This window comes from Roseibium sp. RP-7, from assembly GCF_053005225.1.
Window position 1 is genome coordinate 182,305 of record NZ_JBRKQA010000002.1, and the last position, 18,749, is coordinate 201,053.

The 18,749-nt window shown below is 60.8% G+C and carries 19 protein-coding genes; 5 read left to right on the plus strand and 14 right to left on the minus strand.

The window, feature by feature from the left end; translation table 11 throughout:
- Positions 1-10 precede the first annotated feature (10 nt).
- Genes ACVDG9_RS15480 through ACVDG9_RS15500 form a run of 5 tightly spaced genes read right to left on the minus strand, consistent with a single transcriptional unit; the run spans position 11 to position 6,719 of the window.
- Positions 11-2,341 (minus strand): VIT and vWA domain-containing protein, encoded by a 2,331-nt coding sequence (locus ACVDG9_RS15480; RefSeq protein WP_447238399.1) that lies wholly within the window; start codon positions 2,339-2,341, stop codon positions 11-13.
- Entirely contained in the window at positions 2,338-3,834 is a 1,497-nt protein-coding gene (gene xrtT, locus ACVDG9_RS15485) for an exosortase T (RefSeq protein WP_447238400.1), read from the minus strand. Before xrtT ends, ACVDG9_RS15480 begins: the two co-directional genes overlap by 4 nt.
- Before the next feature lie 41 nt (positions 3,835-3,875).
- Positions 3,876-4,718 carry an ABC transporter ATP-binding protein gene (locus ACVDG9_RS15490; RefSeq protein ID WP_168684120.1) on the minus strand — a complete coding sequence of 281 codons (843 nt, stop codon included), beginning with the start codon at positions 4,716-4,718 and terminating at the stop codon, positions 3,876-3,878.
- Positions 4,711-5,730 (minus strand): FecCD family ABC transporter permease, encoded by a 1,020-nt coding sequence (locus ACVDG9_RS15495; RefSeq protein WP_208997690.1) that lies wholly within the window; start codon positions 5,728-5,730, stop codon positions 4,711-4,713. Before ACVDG9_RS15495 ends, ACVDG9_RS15490 begins: the two co-directional genes overlap by 8 nt.
- Positions 5,730-6,719, minus strand: a complete 990-nt coding sequence (locus ACVDG9_RS15500; RefSeq protein ID WP_447238401.1) for a FecCD family ABC transporter permease — start codon at positions 6,717-6,719, stop codon at positions 5,730-5,732. The genes ACVDG9_RS15495 and ACVDG9_RS15500 overlap by 1 nt, the downstream gene beginning before the upstream one ends.
- 92 nt (positions 6,720-6,811) lie before the next feature.
- Here ACVDG9_RS15500 and ACVDG9_RS15505 point away from each other — a divergent pair, with 92 nt between their 5' ends.
- Both ACVDG9_RS15505 and ACVDG9_RS15510 read left to right on the plus strand, forming a co-directional pair.
- Entirely contained in the window at positions 6,812-7,720 is a 909-nt protein-coding gene (locus ACVDG9_RS15505) for an ABC transporter substrate-binding protein (RefSeq protein WP_447238402.1), read from the plus strand.
- A gap of 132 nt (positions 7,721-7,852) precedes the next feature.
- The gene (locus tag ACVDG9_RS15510) at positions 7,853-8,230 is read left to right on the plus strand and encodes a VOC family protein (protein WP_447238403.1); all 378 of its coding nucleotides are present in this window, start codon (positions 7,853-7,855) and stop codon (positions 8,228-8,230) included.
- Between the two features lie 13 nt (positions 8,231-8,243).
- Here ACVDG9_RS15510 and ACVDG9_RS15515 read toward each other — a convergent pair whose 3' ends face one another.
- The 4 genes from ACVDG9_RS15515 to ACVDG9_RS15530 all read right to left on the minus strand — a co-directional run bounded on the left by ACVDG9_RS15515 (position 8,244) and on the right by ACVDG9_RS15530 (position 11,824).
- Positions 8,244-8,711: a GFA family protein gene (locus ACVDG9_RS15515; RefSeq protein ID WP_031269258.1), complete on the minus strand. Its 468-nt coding sequence runs from the start codon at positions 8,709-8,711 to the stop codon at positions 8,244-8,246.
- 72 nt (positions 8,712-8,783) lie between these two features.
- Positions 8,784-9,227, minus strand: coding sequence for a winged helix DNA-binding protein (locus ACVDG9_RS15520; protein ID WP_447238404.1), 444 nt, complete (start codon positions 9,225-9,227; stop codon positions 8,784-8,786).
- A gap of 264 nt (positions 9,228-9,491) precedes the next feature.
- Positions 9,492-10,490 (minus strand): hypothetical protein, encoded by a 999-nt coding sequence (locus ACVDG9_RS15525; RefSeq protein ID WP_447238405.1) that lies wholly within the window; start codon positions 10,488-10,490, stop codon positions 9,492-9,494.
- A 194-nt stretch (positions 10,491-10,684) separates the two neighbouring features.
- Entirely contained in the window at positions 10,685-11,824 is a 1,140-nt protein-coding gene (locus ACVDG9_RS15530) for an EF-hand domain-containing protein (protein ID WP_447238406.1), read from the minus strand.
- 235 nt (positions 11,825-12,059) lie between these two features.
- Here ACVDG9_RS15530 and ACVDG9_RS15535 point away from each other — a divergent pair, with 235 nt between their 5' ends.
- Together ACVDG9_RS15535 and ACVDG9_RS15540 are read left to right on the plus strand one after the other, a co-directional pair.
- Entirely contained in the window at positions 12,060-12,788 is a 729-nt protein-coding gene (locus tag ACVDG9_RS15535) for a response regulator (protein WP_023000920.1), read from the plus strand.
- A complete protein-coding gene (locus tag ACVDG9_RS15540) occupies positions 12,785-14,230 on the plus strand; it encodes an ATP-binding protein (RefSeq protein ID WP_023000919.1) in 1,446 nt (481 codons plus the stop codon). Before ACVDG9_RS15535 ends, ACVDG9_RS15540 begins: the two co-directional genes overlap by 4 nt.
- A 6-nt stretch (positions 14,231-14,236) precedes the next feature.
- Here ACVDG9_RS15540 and ACVDG9_RS15545 read toward each other — a convergent pair whose 3' ends face one another.
- The 5 genes from ACVDG9_RS15545 to ACVDG9_RS15565 all read right to left on the minus strand — a co-directional run bounded on the left by ACVDG9_RS15545 (position 14,237) and on the right by ACVDG9_RS15565 (position 17,619).
- On the minus strand, positions 14,237-15,379 hold the full coding sequence (locus ACVDG9_RS15545) for an FAD-dependent oxidoreductase (RefSeq protein ID WP_447238407.1): 1,143 nt from the start codon (positions 15,377-15,379) through the stop codon (positions 14,237-14,239).
- A gap of 137 nt (positions 15,380-15,516) precedes the next feature.
- The gene (locus ACVDG9_RS15550) at positions 15,517-15,939 is read right to left on the minus strand and encodes a (R)-mandelonitrile lyase (protein ID WP_023000917.1); all 423 of its coding nucleotides are present in this window, start codon (positions 15,937-15,939) and stop codon (positions 15,517-15,519) included.
- Positions 15,940-16,014: 75 nt separating this feature from the next.
- Positions 16,015-16,935, minus strand: coding sequence for a DMT family transporter (locus ACVDG9_RS15555; protein WP_062488402.1), 921 nt, complete (start codon positions 16,933-16,935; stop codon positions 16,015-16,017).
- A gap of 10 nt (positions 16,936-16,945) precedes the next feature.
- A complete protein-coding gene (locus ACVDG9_RS15560; RefSeq protein ID WP_447238408.1) occupies positions 16,946-17,290 on the minus strand; it encodes an antibiotic biosynthesis monooxygenase family protein in 345 nt (114 codons plus the stop codon).
- The gene (locus tag ACVDG9_RS15565; RefSeq protein ID WP_055656646.1) at positions 17,287-17,619 is read right to left on the minus strand and encodes an NIPSNAP family protein; all 333 of its coding nucleotides are present in this window, start codon (positions 17,617-17,619) and stop codon (positions 17,287-17,289) included. The genes ACVDG9_RS15560 and ACVDG9_RS15565 overlap by 4 nt, the downstream gene beginning before the upstream one ends.
- Positions 17,620-17,712: 93 nt before the next feature.
- On the opposite strand from ACVDG9_RS15565, the gene ACVDG9_RS15570 reads away from it, so the two are divergent.
- Positions 17,713-18,402, plus strand: a complete 690-nt coding sequence (locus tag ACVDG9_RS15570) for an ArsR/SmtB family transcription factor (protein ID WP_075283257.1) — start codon at positions 17,713-17,715, stop codon at positions 18,400-18,402.
- Positions 18,403-18,749 lie beyond the last annotated feature (347 nt).

The following is an 18,749-nucleotide window of genomic DNA, read 5'->3' on the forward strand; positions in this document are numbered from 1 at the left end:
GAAGCACGGATCAGGTTTCCAGCCACCAACCATCCCGGCGCAACGTGCGGGGCAAGGCAGGATCCAGCTCGCCAGACGCAGCTTCCTCATCGCGTGACCGGAACCCGCGAACCCTTTCCCGCAACTTGCGGAAACTATTTGCCAGTTGAAGCCGGAACCGGGCAGCCACAGCCAGGAGGACCAGCATCACACCCAATATGCCTTCCGGCTCCGGCGCGGAACTGCCGGAAAGATTCAAGGACGGATAGGCGTTGGTCGAAACGCCTGCAACCTGCGGCAAGGGCACGTTTCGGTGAGAGGCCGTCGACGGTGTGCCATTCACCACATTTTCAGAGACGGCGACAAAGGACGTGAACCGGGTCTGAAGCGAATAGGTCAGGCCCAGATCGACGATTTCCTGCTTCAGTTGCGTGTCGGTGCTGCCACCGATCGTATAGGCGCGCTCCTTGTCGAAAATCTGCTCGCGTGCCCAGATCAGCGGCAGGGCCCGGCTGGAAACCGAGCTGCCATCGACAGAAGACTTCAGGTCGATTTCAAGCGGCAGTCTGGCAGCATGTCCGTTGACCAGACCGTTGATGAAAATCGTGTGCTTGCCACCGGCAGCGTATCGCCCCATCACGCGCACCGAGCCGCCTTCGAACAGATCAGGTGTCCGGGCCGGGCTCTGTCCCTCAACCTTGAGACCGTTCCAGTCGATGGCGATGTCTGTCAGGAGCGGTGTCTTCAGGTTCGCGGCAAGGCTTTCCGCCGCTTCGCCCGCATCTTCTCCCAAAGCCACATAGCGGGCATAGCCCCTGCCCTCTGTGGCCATCGCATCCAGCAGGAACCGGTTGACCGAGTTGCCGACGCCGAAGGCATAGATACGCGCCTTGCCGATACGGCTCGCGACACTCGAGATCACGGTCGCCTCGTCGCCGATATAACCGTCGGTCAGAAAGACAACGATGCGTGTGGTGTTTTCCGGTTGCACCTGATCGAAGGCGGTGTTTACGGCCTGGTTGATTTCCGTCCCACCACCGGTCGAAAGGCCAGCCACGAACTTCAAGGCCTGCCGCTTGTTTCGCTCCGTTGCCAGAACGGCATTTCCGGCAAATTGGGAAGTGTTATTGGAAAAGCGGAGGATGCGGAAATAGTCATCAGGGCGCAGAGACCTGATCGCTGCCGTCATGAAGGTCTTGCTCGCTTCGATCGGCTGCCCGCTCATGGACCCGGATGTATCCAGCACGAAGACAAGCTCACGCTGGCCAATCATATCTTCAGCCGGCAGTTTCGGCGGCTCGATCAGCAGCGAAAAATAGCCCCCGCCATCGGCTTCGTACCGGGACGAGACACCGGCAGCAACATCGCCCTGTGCGGCAAGCTCGTAACGCAAAACGAAATCCCGATTGTCGATGGCCCTGCCGGACTTGAAGCGGACTGTCCGCATTTCGCCCTGGCTTGAAACCTCCAGTGCATGGGTATCGCTCGACAGCCGCGAGACAGGCATTGGTGCCTTGAGAGCAAGTTCCAGCGACACCCGCCTCGGATCGATTTCCTTCGGAGCATTCTGCCCGATGACCTCCGGATAGGCCGGAAGCTTGTCAATCTGCCAGCCGGAGACTGTTTCACTGTGCTTGAAGGCAGCAGGTTTCGCAGAGACGGGTTCATCGCTCGCATATTCGGTATCGCCGTATCCTGGACTGTCGTCCTCCGGCACACTCTTGTCCGCGATGTTTTGCGAATGCTTCAGGGCGGCTTGCGCGCCCAGCCTCTCGTAACGCGGCCCCACCACCATCGGCATTACCAGCTCATAGGCGCCGTCGATCTTGGGGACGGTCTGGGCGTATTCCAGGGTCACCTTCACCGGGCGACCGGGCATCAGATGCGCAATATCCTGGGTGAACATGTTGGGCCGGTGCTGCGTCAGAAGGGCAGCGGCCTTGCCTTCCCGTTTCGCCTTCTCGAAGGTTGCCTTGGCATCTTCCTTCTTCTTCATCCGCGCCACGATGGTCTCGCCGTCGAGATCCATCCGCATGGCGTGAATGGCCGCCTTCTGGTTCAGCGGAAACAGGTAGGTCGCATCGAGCGGCAGCTTGGTCGGGTTCAGGAAGGTCTGCGTCAGTTCCACATGGGCAACATCGCCTTCAACCTCGACCTTGTAGTCGGCCTTCAGAAGCGGCAGATGGATCTCCTTGCCACCGGCAGTGGCAACCACGGTGCCGGACAGATCGTCGAGATCTGGCTCGGCTGAAGCCGGCAGCGCTGAAAGTGTGCCAAAGACGATGGCCAGCGAGGCTGCCAAAGTGGCTTTCAGAGTTGGTTTTAGAGAACTGGCAGACGCCAATGGGGACAGGAACGTCATATGCGTTTCTCCTTTTGGGCAGGGAAAATACCGGACGTGCGGGTGTTGAGATCGAGCGCAGCCCCTGCGGCGGCCTCAAAGGCGGCGCGTTGCGGCTCGTCTAGTGTCCACGGGGTAATTCGCTGAATGCTGGTCCAGGTGGTGCCGGGCCGTTTCAGCCACAGCCAGATCGCCTCGGCGATGTTGTGGGTCGTCTCGCCGGTGCTGGAGGTAAAGGTGACGGCAACGCGCCAGTCACCTCCGGTTTTCGAACGGGCCCGGTAGAGCGCTGTCGGAACCGGTTCGAAACGGCTGCCGAGAAAGGTCACGTCGAAGCCGAGCCCGCGCAGGCAATCGTCCGGGGCGTGCAAATGGCGCAGCGGCGAAGAAGTGTGCACCAGCGTCAGTGCCATCGGCCCGTAGCGCCGCTTCTGGGCGTGCCCACCATATTGCAGGAAGTATTGCTCCTCGATCGGCAACAGCGCCTCGTCGACACCGACCTCACCCGCCAGTGTCAATGGCAATGGCTGCGGCCTGGTCGAAGAAGAAACATCAAGCGCGTGCCGCGGCAGGCTGACGATGAACAAGGCAAGGCTCAGGAACACCAGAGCAGACATCTTCTGCAAGGGCCGCGACATCACCGGCAAGCTGAAGACAGCCTGGGCAGCTCGCCACTCAGCGGGACGTGGCTTGTAAAACGCCAGCACCGGTGCCATCGACAAAAGAAGCGTCAGATAACCGATAATGTCGTGGAGCGGCTGCGCCATGACATCGGCCTCAAGGACACTTTCCGGATAGGCAATGCCGACGGCAAGCAAAGCGATGCGCAGAGAATTGCCTATCAGAGCCAGCCCGAGCGTGATGCCAATCCAGAGCACGGCAGTCAGCAGGTTTGGCCGGTATAGCGCAGTCAGGATGACCAGGAAGGCCATGGCGAGCATCAGCCCGGATGTGCCCGAGCAAGGCAGGTCCACCAGAACGTCCTTGCCGGCAAGACCGATCCGGATGCCTGAGCACGAGAGGTCCGAAAAGAAGAGGCCGAGACCGCTGCAGGAAAGCTTGGCCGACAGTTCCTGCAGCGGATAGCCGAGCAGCCGTTGCAGAATGCGCTCGACCGGCAGAGTGAACAGAAACAGGACGGACAGCCAGAAGGGGGAAACGGCACGCTGCCTCTCCCCTGTCCGCAAAAGGGTCGCCAGCGCGAAGACATCAATTGCCAGCGCCAACCCGCCGACCACGTTGATCGCCAGAACCTGGCTTGCCAGCCGGATCAACGCCGCCCCCAACAGGAGCAGCACTGCCATTTGCCGGTGCCCGATCGAATTCTGCCGAACCGGGCTCGTCATCGACCAGAGCACCAGGGCTGCCACCGCGATCAGATAGAGCGCGCCGGTCGATGGGTAGGACGGGTCAGTCCATGTGCCGACCAGCCAGCGTAGCGGCTCATAGGCAAGGATCAGCGAGGCCAGGAGGAAGGCCAGTGAGGTCGGGGAAGAGGTTGCCAGGCGGGTCATGGCACCTGTTGTGCCAAGCCCGCTTGCAGGCCTTTGTCAGCCTATGTGCAGATTTTGCGCATTTTGTCGGACGACAGGCCGGAAACGCCCGCCCCGGTGGCCTTGCCCCAGGAAACGATGACTGGTCGTTCCAACCCGTCCAGGGGCATAATCCTGCAGGCGATGCCAAATACGGAAGAGACGGTCGCTTCCGTCAGCACTTCCGTTGTCGGCCCATTGGCGGCGATCCGTCCCTTTTCGAACAGCACAACGTGATCGGCGTAGCGCATGGCCATGTTGAGATCATGCAGGACAATGACGAAGCTTCGGTCCTCGGAGCGGCTCAGGTGCTTGACGAGGTCCAGCAACTCAAACGCATGGGCAATATCCAGATGGTTGGTCGGCTCGTCCAGGAAGATCCTGGGCGCATCCTGCGCCAGTGTCATGGCAACCCAGGCACGTTGCAGCTGCCCGCCGGAAAGCTGGGCGAGAGCCCGGGATTTCAGCTCGGCCATTTCGGTGATTTCAAGCGCACGGTCGCAGGCAGCCCTGTCCGCTGCAGATGGCCCGCCGAACCGGCTTCGATGCGCAAACCGCCCCATCAGCACCAGATCCTCAACCGAAAGATCCGACGGTGCATCGGGCGACTGGGACAACATGGCGACCTGGCGCGCAAGATCCTTCTGGGACCAGTCGCCAAGCGCCCTGCCTGCGATTTCCACATTGCCGGCATCCGGCCGGTGCAGACCGCGCATCACTTTCAGGGCCGTCGATTTGCCGCTGCCGTTCGGTCCGCAAAAGGCGATGATCCTGCCGTCGGGCAGGTCGAGACAGACCTCGTTCAGCGCAAGGGCGCCGTCATATGCGGCACTGACACGATCGAGACTGGCCAAAGTGTCAGGCATGGGATTGCCGTCCTTTTACAAGCAGATAGAGAAACAGCGGCGCACCGACGAGCGCAGTCAACGCGCCTGCGGGCAATTCCAGCGGCGGAGCGATGATCCGGGCCAGCGTGTCGGCTGCCAGCACCAGGAAGCTCCCGGTCAGAGCCACGGAAACCAGATAACCGGACCTGAACTGACCGTGGAAGATCCGTGCGACGTGCGGCGCGACCAGACCGACAAAACCGATGGCACCGACATGGGCCGTTGCGATGGCCGTCAGGAAAACGGCAACTGCCAGCAGGCAGAACTGGGCCTTGTCCAGCGACAGACCGGTCACGGCAGCGCTTTGAGGATCAAGTACGAGTTGCCGCAGTGTGAGCCGTTGCCACAACAACACCGGGATGATTGCGACAAGGCCGAGACCGACCGCCAGAACGTCCTGCCAGTGGGCTGCACCAACCGAGCCCGTCAGCCAGGTCAGTGCCTGACTTGCCCTGTAGACAGGCCCGAGAATAATCAACAGCGTGACCGCGGCCTTTGCGAGTGCCGCCAGGGCAATACCGTACAAAATGATCTTCAGCGGCTTGCTGCCTGCCCGATCGAGCGATGCCAATGCGATCACCAGGGCACCGAAGACGGCCGCCCCGGCGATGGCGGCCAGAGGCTGCCAGTGAATGGAGACTGTCAGATTGTTCGCCTGATCGGAAAAAAGCCACAAGAACAGCACGACGCCAACCGCCGCGCCGTCGGTAATGCCCAGAACCGAGGGCGACGCCATGGGATTGCGCACGACCCGCTGCAGCAAGGCACCCGCAAGGGCAAGCGCCGCTCCGGCCAGTATGGCAAGGGCAACACGGGGCAAGCGGAGGGTCCAGACGATTACTTCATCCATGCGGCTGCCCTGCCCGGCCAGCGCCGCGACAACACGTTCCGGCGGCATGAAGCTGGACCCGATGCCCGTTGCTGCCAGCGTCAACGCAAACACGAGCAGCATGACCGGCAGCAGCCTGAAAAGTGGAAATGCGCCTGCCATCACGCTGCCAGCCCTTTCCGCCTGTGAAGCAGATGTACCAGCATCGGCACACCGACAAGCGCAAGAACGGCACTCATCGGCGCTTCACCGGGCGCAACCACAATACGCGCAAGAATATCGGCAAGGACTGCGATCAGGGCACCGGTCAGAAGGGAAAGCACGATCAACTGCCGTGTCGACGGCAGGGCGCCGTCGGTCAGGCGACGGGCAAGATGCGGCGCAACCAGCCCCAGAAACAGCACCGGCCCCGCCATCGCCACCGCGCCCGCCGCAAGCAGGGCAGCAAGCCCGAGCGCCGTCGATCGGACCGCGCCAACATTGACACCCACAGACCGGGCACTGGCATCGTCGAGGCGCAGCACATCCAGCGGTGTTGCCAGAAGAAGGCTGCCTGCGACCCCGATGGCAAGCGACGGCAACCCGAGTTGCAACAACCCTATAGGCCTGTCGGAAAAACTGCCCGACAGCCAGAACAGCAGTGTCTCAAGAGCGCTTTCGTCGATCAGCAGCAAGGTCTGCGTGAAGGACGCCAGCAGCGCGGCGACGGTAAATCCGGCCAGCAACGTGGTTGCCGGATTGCCTGCACCGCCAGTGGACGCTGAAATCGAAAAAACCAGGGCCGTTGCCGCCAGCGCGCCCATCACTGCTGCCGTGCCGATACCGGCAAGGCTTGCCACGCCGAAGACTGTCACCCCGAAGGTCACGAACAGCGCACCGCCTGCATTGACCCCGAGCAGTCCCGGTTCAGCCAGCGGATTGCGCGTAACCGATTGCATCAACAGGCCGGAAAGGCCGAGAGAGGCCCCGCAAACCACCCCGATCGCGGTTCTTGGAAGACGCAACGTCGTCACGATCAGCGCATCTGCGCCCTCCCCCCCCAAGAGCGCGGAAAGGACCGTATGAGGCGCATAGAAGGTCAATCCGGCATGCAGGCTGAAAATGACAGCCGCGCACAGCGCCAGACACAATGCAATCGCCGGCCGCCTCATGCGCCCTCTCCCCTCCGATTGACAAATCAACGGCCCGTCCATACACGGGTTTAATACTGGAGGCAAATATTCAACTTTTTGGAGTCATTCTAATGAAGATCTGGTCACGCCTGCTGTGCGCCCTGCCGCTGTTTGCAATGCTGGCATCAGCCCCTGCGATTGCTCGCGATGTCACCGACAGCATGGGCACCGTCACGGTTCCGGACGCCCCGAAACGGATTGTCGTCCTTACCAATGAAGGCACGGAAGCGCTGCTGGCACTGGGAGTGACGCCGGTGGGCGCGGCCAATTCCTGGAATGGCGATCCCTGGTGGGACCATATTTCCGATGCCATGGACGGAGCAGGACCTGTCGGCAAGGAAAGCGCGGTGAACCTGGAACTGATCGCAGCTCTGGAGCCCGACCTGATCCTGGCAAACAAGCAGCGGCACGAGGAAATCTATCCGCAGCTGACTGCAATCGCCCCGACCGTCATGTCCAAGGAGCTTCGTGGTGACTGGAAAATCAACTTCCGCCTCTATGCCGAAGCACTCGGCAAGGAGCAGGAAGCGGATGCAGCCATCGCCGATTACGATGCTTCAGTCGCAGACCTTCGCGAGAAACTTGGTGACCACCTCAACGAGGAAGTTTCCGTGATCCGTTTCGTGCCCGGCCAGATCCGCATCTATCAGCTCGACAGTTTCTCCGGTGTGCTTTTGAAAGACATCGGCTTTCACCGGCCGGCGAACCAGAATGTGGAAGAATTTGCCATCCGCACCGGCAAGGAGAGCATTCCGGATATGGACGGCGACCGGATCTTCTATTTCACCTATGACACGGGCGATGGCAAAGGCACGTCTCTGGAAGAAGAAGTGCTTGCCGATCCGTTGTGGCAGTCCCTGTCCGCCGTCAAGGCGGGCAAGGTGCATCAGGTCAGCGATGCGATCTGGAACACCGCCGGTGGCATTCTGGCTGCAAAGCTGATGCTTCACGACATTGCCGGCATTTACGGCCTTGACTAGAAAACCGTTCGGCTTCCGCTTGAGCGGAAGCCGTTCCCACACAGGCACCGCCCTGAGATTGCGGATAAGCGGGTTCTCACCGGCACCGACCGGTTGCCTTGCTGTCCGTCATTGAAAACAGAAGGGTAAGCCATGACCACCGACACTTCCTCGCAGCTGCGGCTCGGCCGCATCGCCGCAACACTGGGCGTCAGCGATATTGAACGTTCCCGTACACTCTACCGGGAAATCTTCAGCCTGGAAAAAGTGTTCGAAAACGGCAGTCCGGTTGGCTTCATGATCCTGAAGAAGGACGAGGCCGAATTGCACCTGACACTCCAGAAAGGCTACCGGGCTCCGCCATTCAATCAGGCCCACATCATGGTGTCCGACGCTGACGCCGCCTGCCGGGCCTGCGAGCGCCATGGTTTGCGCATCGTCAAGCGCCTCCAGAACAAGGACTACGGCCTCAGAGCCTTCGTCTTCGCCGATCCGGACGGCAACCGGATCGACGTTGCCGAGGAAATCTGACCTGGCCGACCTGCTATCTGGTTGCCAGCTGGTGGGCGGCGAATTCGCCCATCAGCTTCATGAAGTCTTCCGGCGGCGGAAAGCCTTCATAACGGTGCCTTGCAGGCGTTTCCGCCCAAGGCAACTTGCTGGCAGTCATTGTTTCCATGAAAGGTTCTGTCCAGTGGAGGTCGTCGAGCAGGACCGAGCGGACATTGACGATTTCGTCGTACCCGGGAATACGCGTGAACATCCAGGTCTTGCAGTCCGGGCAGAAGTAATGATCCGCCTCAGGTCCCTGCAATCCCCCTTTGACCGGCGTACCTTCGGTCACCTTGAACGCGGGCGCCGGCATGATCGCAGTCAGGGAATAGGCGCTGGAACTCATTTGCTGGCACCCTCTGCAATGGCAGGCACAGGTGATCAGCGGCGGCGCGGAAACCTCGAAGCTCGTGTGACCACAACGGCATGTCCCCTTGAGTGAAAAAGTCTCTTGCGTCATGTCCGGCTCCATCTGGTTCGGCTGGCCGTTTGGCCAGTGGCAACGGCAACTTGCAGAGGTTCGCGTCTCCATTCAAGTGTCTTCTGGACTGTGGCAATTGCTGACGAGCCTGGCCAGAACATTCACCACAAGGCTGTAATCAGCCTCGGAGATTCCCTGCATCGCCTTTCTCCGCAAGGCGGTTTGGCGTTCCATCGCGCTTCTGTGGACGTCCCTGCCCTTGTCCGTAAGCCGCCAGAAATCTTCCTCGGACCGAAGAAGCCGCCGGTCTGCAAGACTGATCAGAACCTTGTGCAGGTCCCTTACCTCCAGCATGGGATCAAAGGTCTGTCTCAGCCGGCCAAACGACATTCCTGCTGCACTTTCGGCAAGCGTATTGAGCACCTGCCAGTCGGCTCGCTCAAGCCCCAGGTCAAACTGGATGGCCTCGATCGCCTTGGTAAGACATCTATCGGCAGAGCGGATCCAGTACCCGATCGGGCGCGTGGAAACCTGCGTTTCAAATGGGATCGTCATGACATGCTCCCTCGACTTCGCAAACGCGAAGGGACGGCATCTCCGCCGCCACAGTCGGGGGTTCTTGACGGACGGCGTTTATGCCGCCTGGCCGAACAAAGCCTTCACGTGTGAAGGGACCGGGGCTTACCCGGGCGACAGGCCCAACCGGTCACGCCTTTTTCGACAACCTTCAGGTAACCGGACCGCGGCATCCTTGCAATATTGACGACGTGCCAAGAAGCCGGGATGGAACAAAAAAACGTTGGCCGGCCTGGTACCCGGTCAAACTTTCTCCAGCAATGGCCGGAGCAAGGGATGAATGTTCGGGCTTTCTTCCCGGATGAACCGCAGCAGGGCCTTCTCGTTTTCATGCAGGAGACCGTCGCGGCCAATGCGCTCCACCAGCCAACTGGCTTCGTCTTCCGTCACCACCTCATTGGCGGCAATCTCCGCAAGCATCTCGTTTCCGCGGGCGGTGAACGGGTCAGGCGTGTCGCCATAGGCGTCACGAATGCCGCCGACACCACCGCTGAACATCTTCTTGAAAAATCCGCCGAGCCCACCTTCAAATCCGCCGGGCTGTTCCAGCCAGTTTTCACGCTCGAGGGCAATCTTGCGGGAGGGTGGCGTGAAACCGGACATCGCCATCATGTAATTGGCGACCGCCTTGGCAAAGAGCTCCGACCAGCCGGGAGCATTTTCCGCCTCTATTGTCGCGTCGTTGAGATCGAACAGTACCTCGGCTTCAGCCTTCGAAATGGCAACGCCGCGACTGCCGGCACCGGCATAGAGCACCCGGCGCAGCAGCTCCACTTCAGCCTCGGCAATGACGCCGGGCTTGAGGTCCAGGCCCGAGCGCGTCGGACCTTTCCCCGAAATCACGCTGTCCGCCACAGCCCGCAGTGCAAACTGTTCGAGACTTTCCGGTGCTTCGCGGGCTTTTTCCAGCACATGCAGCACGGCGTCCAGCTCGGTTTTGCCACAGATATGACCGTCCGCCATGATCTGGGTGACCAGCCAGGCAGCCTTGTCCTCCGATACATAGCCCTCGGGTTTTGCCTGGTGCACCAGGATATCGAGGATGGCTTCGGGAAAGAGTTCGTACCAGGTGTCGTGATAGGTGATGTCGGCATTGTTCAGCCGAAAAAGAGCTTCCCCCTCTTCAACAGACACGGCCATGTCGCCGTAAACGTAGCGGCGTACGTTGATGACATCATCCTCACTGAGATGTCCCGCTGCTATTCTGGCAGTCACGAATTCATTCAACGTCGGTTTGGCCATGCTGTCCCCCTTGAAAACCGGAACGACTATTGCCGAAATTTCTTGAAGTTACCCTAAACCCGAACCGACAAAAAAAGGGAGCCGCGAGGGACGGCTCCCTTATCCGTTTCCCGTGCGCGGGGTGGGCCGCCGGGGGTGGGAAACGGCTCCGGCCGGTGTGATCGGCCGGAGTTTTTCAGGTGTTCTGCGCCAGATCAGCCGCGGTGGTGTTTACCCCATCCCTGACCTTGACCTTGACCACGACCTTCGCCATCACCATGGCCGTGACCTTTCTTCCAGCCGTGGCCTTTGTCCGGACCATGGCCACCTTTCCGGCCACCCTTGAAGTCCGCCTTGGTGATCACGCCGTCGTTGTTGCGGTCGGCGCGCTCCAGCATGCGGTCCTGGTGTTTGCTCTGTTCTTCCGCGGTAATCCCGAGGCTGCCGTCGGCATCGGCACGCTGGAACATGTCGACCACCCGGTTCTCGTTGATCGAAAGCCACAGCGGACCGAAATCCTGAAGCGTGAACGAGCCGTTGCCGTCGGTGTCGGCCAGAGCAAACAATTCACCGCGCCTTGCATCGAATTCCTCGCGGCTCACCTTGCCGTCCACATCGGTGTCGAACATGCCCAGGAACATGCCTCCCGGGCCGCCGTGACCACCACGACCCATGCGGTGTCCACCTTGTCTCATTTGCGGTCCACCGCGCCAGCCGTGCTCACCACGGCCGCCGCGCTCGGCTCGCTCTCCGCGCTCTCCACGCTCTGCTCTTTCGCCACGCGGGCCACGATCATCGTCGTCATCGTCGGCCATAGGGCCACGCGGACCGCGAACACGTTCAACGGTTCCGTTGCCGTCACGATCCATCATGTTGAACATGCGATTGGCAAGAAAATCCGCTTCTTCCTGGGTTACAGTGCCATCGCCGTCACGGTCGAGGAACTGAAATGCCCTGACCATGCGGTCATTGGAGCGGGTGAGAAATTCGGCCTTGAATTCCTCCAGACTGATCTCGCCGTTGCCATCTGCATCGGCCGATGTGAACTCCTGCGTCCGGACTTCCTCGATTTCAGCCTTGGTGATGACACCGTCTTCATTGACATCGAAACGTTCGAACAGCCGCTCGGCGCGTTCCTTGCCACCGCGCATGCCATGACCCCGGCCGAAGCCGTATCCCGGACCACCGCGCCCATCCATAAGCGCGACACGCTGTCCGTCGGCCTGCTGAATTTGTTGCCCCCCGTCCTGGTTTGCAGTCGCGTTCTGGGCGGAAGCGGACAGGCCGGCCGTCAGCGCGGTACCCGCGACGCTCGCAGCCAGGGCGGCAATTGCAATCTTCTTGAACGGTTTCATTCCAACAACTCCTTGGTTCGTTGATGAGCTGAAGGTAGGCAGCAATTGTCGCAGGAATACCGTCCGAATGGGCCCGAAGTGTCGCCATCTGTCCCGGATGGGCACTGCGACACACTTTGTTACAAGTTACGGTCGCGCTAGCGCGTTCCGGAGACTATTTTTACCTTAGAAACAGTAGGATCACAGCGCCCGGCCGGTTTGAGACCATTCCCGGCAGGCCAGATTGGAGAGACACTTGAGCGATCCGAGCCCGCATATCCTGGTGGTGGACGATCACCGCGACATCCGCGAAACCCTTGCGCGCTACCTCGTCAAGAACGGACTGCGCGCAACCGTGGCGGAAAATGCCGCACAGGCGCGCAAGACCCTAAAGGCAGCGTCCATCGATCTTGTCGTGCTGGATATCATGATGCCGGGCGAGGACGGACTGTCCCTGTGCCGTCATCTGGTGGAAACCGGCTCCATGCCCGTGATCCTGCTGACCGCGATGGCAGACGACACGGATAGGGTGATCGGTCTGGAAATCGGTGCCGACGATTATGTTACTAAGCCCTTCAACCCCCGCGAACTGCTCGCGCGCATTCGTGCGGTTCTGCGCCGTACATCGCTTGTGCCGAAGGAACGCGATCCGATCGAGCACGACAGGCTTCATTTCGACGGCTGGTCGCTGAATGTCTCGCGTCGAGAGCTTCTGGACCCGGAAGGGACTTCCGTGGCCCTTTCCAGCGGCGAATTCCAGTTGCTGTGCGCCTTCCTCAAACGTCCGAAAATGGTGCTGAACCGCGACCAGCTGATGGACCTGACAACCGGCCGGACGCCCGCTGTCTTCGACAGGTCCATCGACAACCAGGTCTCCCGTCTGCGCCGCAAGATCGAGATCGATCCGAAAGACCCCAAACTCATCAAGACCGTCTGGGGCGGCGGCTACATGTTCACCGCGGAAGTGAGAGACACGGCCGAATGACGACACGTCCGACGCCTCGCCCGATCCTGTCCCGTCTCTGGCCGAGCACCCTCGCCTCGCAGCTGATCATTCTGCTGCTCGCAGCCATCGTCGCGGCACAGGCCTTCAGCATCTGGATCTTCCAGGACGAGCGGCGCATCGCGCTCGTGGCGGCGGCCCGTGACAACCTTCTGTCGCGCGCTGTTTCCCTGGCGGAGCTGATGGAAGATACACCTGCAAACCTGCAGGACAGGATCCTTGTGGCCAGCAGCAGCCGGTTCGCAGTGTTCTGGCTTGGCGACAAGCCGCTGGCACCGGCGCCCGGCAACTCGCGCTTCGAAAAACGCCTGCAGGGCTACATGGCCGAAAGGCTGGAACACGGCCAGACTGTGCATCTCAACATTCTTGCCGACGAAAAACGTGGACCGCGTGGCCGCGAGGCAGACGACGATGATCATCCGAAGTGGCGCGACGAGCCGCGGCACGAACGCCCTTCGAAACTGCGCAAGATCATGAACAAGCCGGAAGACCTGTCGCTGTCTATCCAGATGAGTGACGGGCGCTGGCTGAATGTCGCCACCAGCTATCGCCCGCCAGCCGGCGATTTTCTGCCTCTGGTCGTGCAGCTGTCGATCACGGCCCTGCTGATGGTGCTCATTATCGGTTTTGCCGTCCGCCGAGTGACCCGGCCCTTGAAGGAACTGTCCGTGGCTGCCGAGAAGTTCGGCCGCGGCGAACAACAGAAGCCACTGACACCCAGCGGGCCGAGCGAAGTCCGCTCGCTGACGAACGCCTTCAACGACATGCAGGACCGTCTGACACGGTTTGTCAGGGACCGCACACGGATGCTGGCCGCCATCAGTCACGATCTCAGAACCCCGATAACTTCATTGCGCCTGCGGGCCGAGTTCATCGAGGACGAGGAAAACCGCGACAAGATGATCGAAACCCTGGAAGAAATGGCCGCGATGACGGAAGCCGCGCTGCGTTTCGCCAGGGACGACGCCCAGGCGGAAACAGCGGAAAACGCCGATCTTGGTGCGATCCTGGAGGCACTTGCAGGCGACCAGCAGGACCTTGGCCACAAATGCACCGTTGAAACGGAAGAACGCATCGTGCTTCCGTGCCGTCCGGTGGCCTTGAAACGGGCCTTGAGGAACCTGATAGAGAACGGGATCCGCTACGGAGACGGCGTCTCGGTCCACGCGGCAAGATCCGCCGGCGAAGCCATCATCCGCATCACCGACAAGGGTCCCGGCATTCCCGAAGAAAAGTTGAAGGACGTCTTCGAACCCTTTGTCAGGCTTGAAGAATCCCGCAGCGAAGAAACAGGCGGCATCGGTCTGGGTCTGGCGATCACCCGTTCGATCATCCATGCACATGGCGGCCGGATCGAGTTGAAGAACCGTCCGGAAGGCGGTCTTCAGGCCGACGTCAGATTGCCGCTCGGGGCGGGCAAATAGACTGGGTCAAATACCGCGTGGCACAAGCGTTCCCGAGATCAGATGCGACAGCACCGATGGAACGGGGGGGATCCGGCTGACAGGAAACAGCACATTGTCGCGCAAAAAGGGCAGCAACCGGCTGTCACTTTGATAGGCCGGCGTGAACATCGCGCTGAACGCCTGATAGACACCCACGTGCCAACGTCTGGCCTTGCCGTAGGCAGGGAGAGCCTGGTCAAGCGGCAGGGTCTCCAATGCCTTTGCCAGGGCGGCAGCGTCCAGCAGAGCCATGTTCGCGCCCTGCCCGAGCTGCGGGCTCGCCCGGTGGGCGGCATCGCCGACAAAGGCAATCCTGTCACCCCAGGGCTGGCGCAAGGTGCCATGGCTGTAGCGCGCCATGGTCATTTGCTCCGGATCCGTGATCTGCTCCAGAAAGGGGCCGGCATCGGGCCAGATCGACAGCGCCGTGTCCTTCCAGGCTGCCAGCCCGCCCTTGAGCCAGTCTTCATAAGCGTCCTGGCGAAGTGACCAGAAGAACGCGGCCTTCCGCCGGTCCTGTCCCGGCATGAGGCCGACAGGCAACACACCAATCATGTGGTCTGCACCGCGATAGCGCTGGGAAAGATGATCCTCGGGCAGACCGCCGGAAACCCAGTCGACAGTTCCCCAGATCGCACCGAACGACAGTGCGCGCGCTTTCAGCGGCGACAGAACCGAATTTGCGCCCGACGCATCGATGATCAGGTCGAAGGCCTCGGAAAAGCTGCCATCGGCGAAACGCAGTTTCCCGTCCTGGTGACCGGTGATCCGGCAATCCGTGTGCCAGTAAAGCGCACGGGTCAGCACCTTTTCATAAAGTGCGGAAAACAGCGCGGCCCGGTGGATACCAAGCCCCGGCACTGCGCCATAGTCCACGTCAAGAACCCGTCTGCCGGTTTGCGACGACCTGCCAAGCACACGCTTGATCGGTGTTGCGTGCTTCAGCACTACATCCGCGACACCAGCCAGCTCCAGGACTTCAAGCCCGACAGGCTGGATCATCAAACCCGAACCGATGGGAACCGGTTTGCGGAATTGTTCAAACAGGGAAATCCGGTGGCCCAGACGCTCCAGGAGAATGGCTGTGGCCAGTCCTCCGATCCCGGCCCCGACAATGGCTATGTTCATCGGGCAATCACTTCATGAATGGATGGGTCCTTTTGACCAGAGTCTGCCGGCAAGCACAATATGCTCCGGCACCCCGTGCCGCGGATGAACGCAAGGCATTCGCCGAGAGGAGACGAGGCAACTTCGGCACCGGGTGCTCAACGCCTTGCCTGAAGGCCACCGGCGTAAGTGGCCTCATCGACCGGTTCGAGCCACTCCGCCGTCGCACCGTCCTGCTCTTCCTGTATGGCCAGATGGACAAGTGACGTGTTCGGTCCGGCACCATGCCAATGTTTGACGCCAGGCGGGATCCAGATGACATCACCTGGCAGTATCGACAGTTTCTCCTGCCCCCACAGATGCACAAAACCTGCCCCCTCCAGTATCTGAAGGGTCTGCCCGAGCGGGTGAGTATGCCAGTGGGTACGTGCTCCCGGTTCGAACGTCACCCGCAATGCACGCACGCGCGCTGGCGCGGGCGCCTCGATCACCGGGTCCTGCCAGACCGTTCCAGTGAAATAATCCGGATTTGCACGTCGCGATGGCCTGGAACCGGCCTCGAATACGGTCAGGACACTCATGGACACCTCCTCGCAAGTCTCTGCCACCATGCGCACGGATCGGGCCGCCCAGTTTCCTGCCGGCCGAATGCCCTCTTACTTGGCGGCAGATACTGGAGCCGAAACGTCTTGACGCTTCACCGCACGTGGCCAGTTGATCAGAACAACACCGAAAATAGCAAGGCAAATTCCGGCAAAGGTCTCCAGATCCAGCGTCTCCGACAGGAACACGACACCGAGAAAGACACCTACGCCTGAGCGCAGATAAGCCTGACTGGCCGTTCCCATTGCCCCAAGGGTCGACAGCAGACGAAAATAGATCAGAAATGCCAGCGCGGTGCACGCGAGCGAGAGCGTCAGCGCGGCAACGATGCCGGTCGTATCCGGCGTCAACTGCCAGGGCCGGTCGACGATGAGGCTTGCCGGGACCAGAACAACCGATGCGCAGATGAGCGTTCCCGCAGCCGGCACAATCGGCGGCAGACCCGCAAAGACACGGCCGCGCAGGGCCGCGATGCCATAGAGCGCAGCCCCGAACAGGACGACAAGCTGCGGCACAAGGTTCCTGCCGATATCCTCAAGCGCACCGACACCGACGATCAGCACGATACCGGCAAAGCCGAACAAGGCGCCGGTGAGTTGCCGGGCACCTGGCCTTTCGCCATGGTTCAGCAGCAGGAACGAAAAGGCGAAGACCCAGAGCGGCGAGGTTGAATTCAGAACGCTAGAGACGGCCGTCCCGGCATATTGCTGGCCCCAGGCCAGCATCAGCCAGGGTCCTGTGCTGTTGACCAGGGACTGGATGAAGAACTGCTTCCAGTTTTGCCTGTCCAGCGGCATGCGAATGCCCCTTGCAGCCATGATGGCCAGAAGCGCCAGCGCAGCAAGAGACACACGGATGGCAATCAGCGTCGCAGGCGGAAACGATGGCAGCGCCAGGCTGATCCACATGTAGGACGAGCCCCAGAGCAGGGCGAGCACACCCAAAAGCGCCAGTTCGATGGATCTGTTTTGCATGGTTGCCGGCTTAACCGTTCACGTCGCGGCTGTCGGCGGGAGCCTCGTCGCGCTCGTCCATGCCATAGTCGCGCAGCACCTGCGCCACCCGCAACCGGTAGTCCTTGAAATAGCTGTTCCGTCCGACACGCTGCGCCTTGCGATGCTGCGTGAGCTGCCGCCATTCATTCAGCGCGGCTTCGTCCCGAAAGAAGGAGACCGACAGTAATTTCTCCGGATTGGTGAGGCTCTGGAAACGCTCGACGGACAGGAACCCGTCGATCTGTTCGACCAGTGGCTTCATCTCGGCAGCCATGTCGAGATAAGCCTGTTTCTTGTCCGCATGCGGGATCACTTCGAAGATGACGGCAATCATTTGAGTTTCTCTCCCATGCCATGCGGTGCAGAGGCCAGTTTCAAAAACGTGCGGTCTTCCCGCAAGATGAATTTTTCCTTCATGGCAAAAGCATAGTTCTCCTGCCCCAACGGGTCCGCGGCAAGCCGCGCCCGGTAGGCTTCATATGCCGCAAGGTTCTCAATGGAATAAACACCGTACGCCAGCGTCGTCGAGCCTTCGTGGGGTGCAAAATAGCCGATGAGATCCGCACCGCAACGCGGGATCGCCTGCCCCCAGTTTCGCGCGTATTGCTCAAAGGCGGCTTTCTTCGTCGGGTCGATGTGATAGCGGATGAAACAGGTAATCACCAAGGTCTCCTTCAGGGCTGTGTCGATTGCGCTTGTGTGCCACGGTCTATGTCTGCAATGCTTCGACGCAGATCGAACCATGGAGGAGATCCGATGAAGGATGGACCGGACATTGCCCGCATCGGCGCCTTGATGGGTGACCCGGCCCGCGCCAACATTCTGAGCGCGCTGTTAAGCGGCAAGGCCCTGACGGCGACGGAACTGGCAACCGAAGCCGGCATCACCGGCCAGACCGCCAGTTCGCACCTGAAGAAACTGATGGAAGGCGGCTTGCTGACCCAGGCCAAGCAGGGTCGGCATCGCTATTTCACGCTCGCGGGCCCGGAAGTTGGGGCCGTGCTGGAAGCCGTAATGGGCCTTGCCGCCCGCAAGGGTCACCTACGCACACGCACCGGCCCCAGAGACCCGCAGATGCGGGCCGCCCGTGTGTGCTACGACCATCTGGCCGGCGATATGGCGGTGCGTATTTTCGACAGCCTGCAGAAGCGCGGGTTCCTTGCCGTCTCGACGGACAAGGGCGGCCTCGCCCTGACCGCGGATGGTGAAGGTTTCGTCTCAGGCATCGGCATTGACCTGGATGCCCTCACAGCAAGCCGTCGCCCGATGTGCCGTGCCTGCCTGGACTGGAGCGAAAGGCGCAATCATCTGGCAGGAGGTCTGGGGGCCGCTCTTCTGACGCGCTTCACCGAAAGCGGCTGGCTGCGCCGCGAACCGGCGGGACGCATCGTTCATATTTCGCCGAAAGGTGAAGCGGAACTGAAGAAACTGTTTCCGGTACCCTGAGCAACACCCCTGCCCCTTTCTGCTCATCCACAGATCAACAAAAAACCCGGCCGAAGCCGGGCTTTGTAAGGAAGTGGGCAGACGCCAGGGGCAAACGAGGCGCCCAGTGATCTTGTTCTTGTTTCTTGGGGCCAATTTCGGGGTGGGCCCAGCTCAAAGAGACCGGATTGTCTCCTGAACCTTCGGAAGGGCTTCACGCCAGGAGCGATAAAGCCGCGCCGGCAACCACGCAAGGCGATCCCGGTTGTAATCCTGGCGATGCTGAACCAGCAAAATTCTAGCGATTTGCACAGTCATGTTTTTTTCTCCTTTGGTGTGCGCAGAACCTTTATCGGCGCTCACCTGAT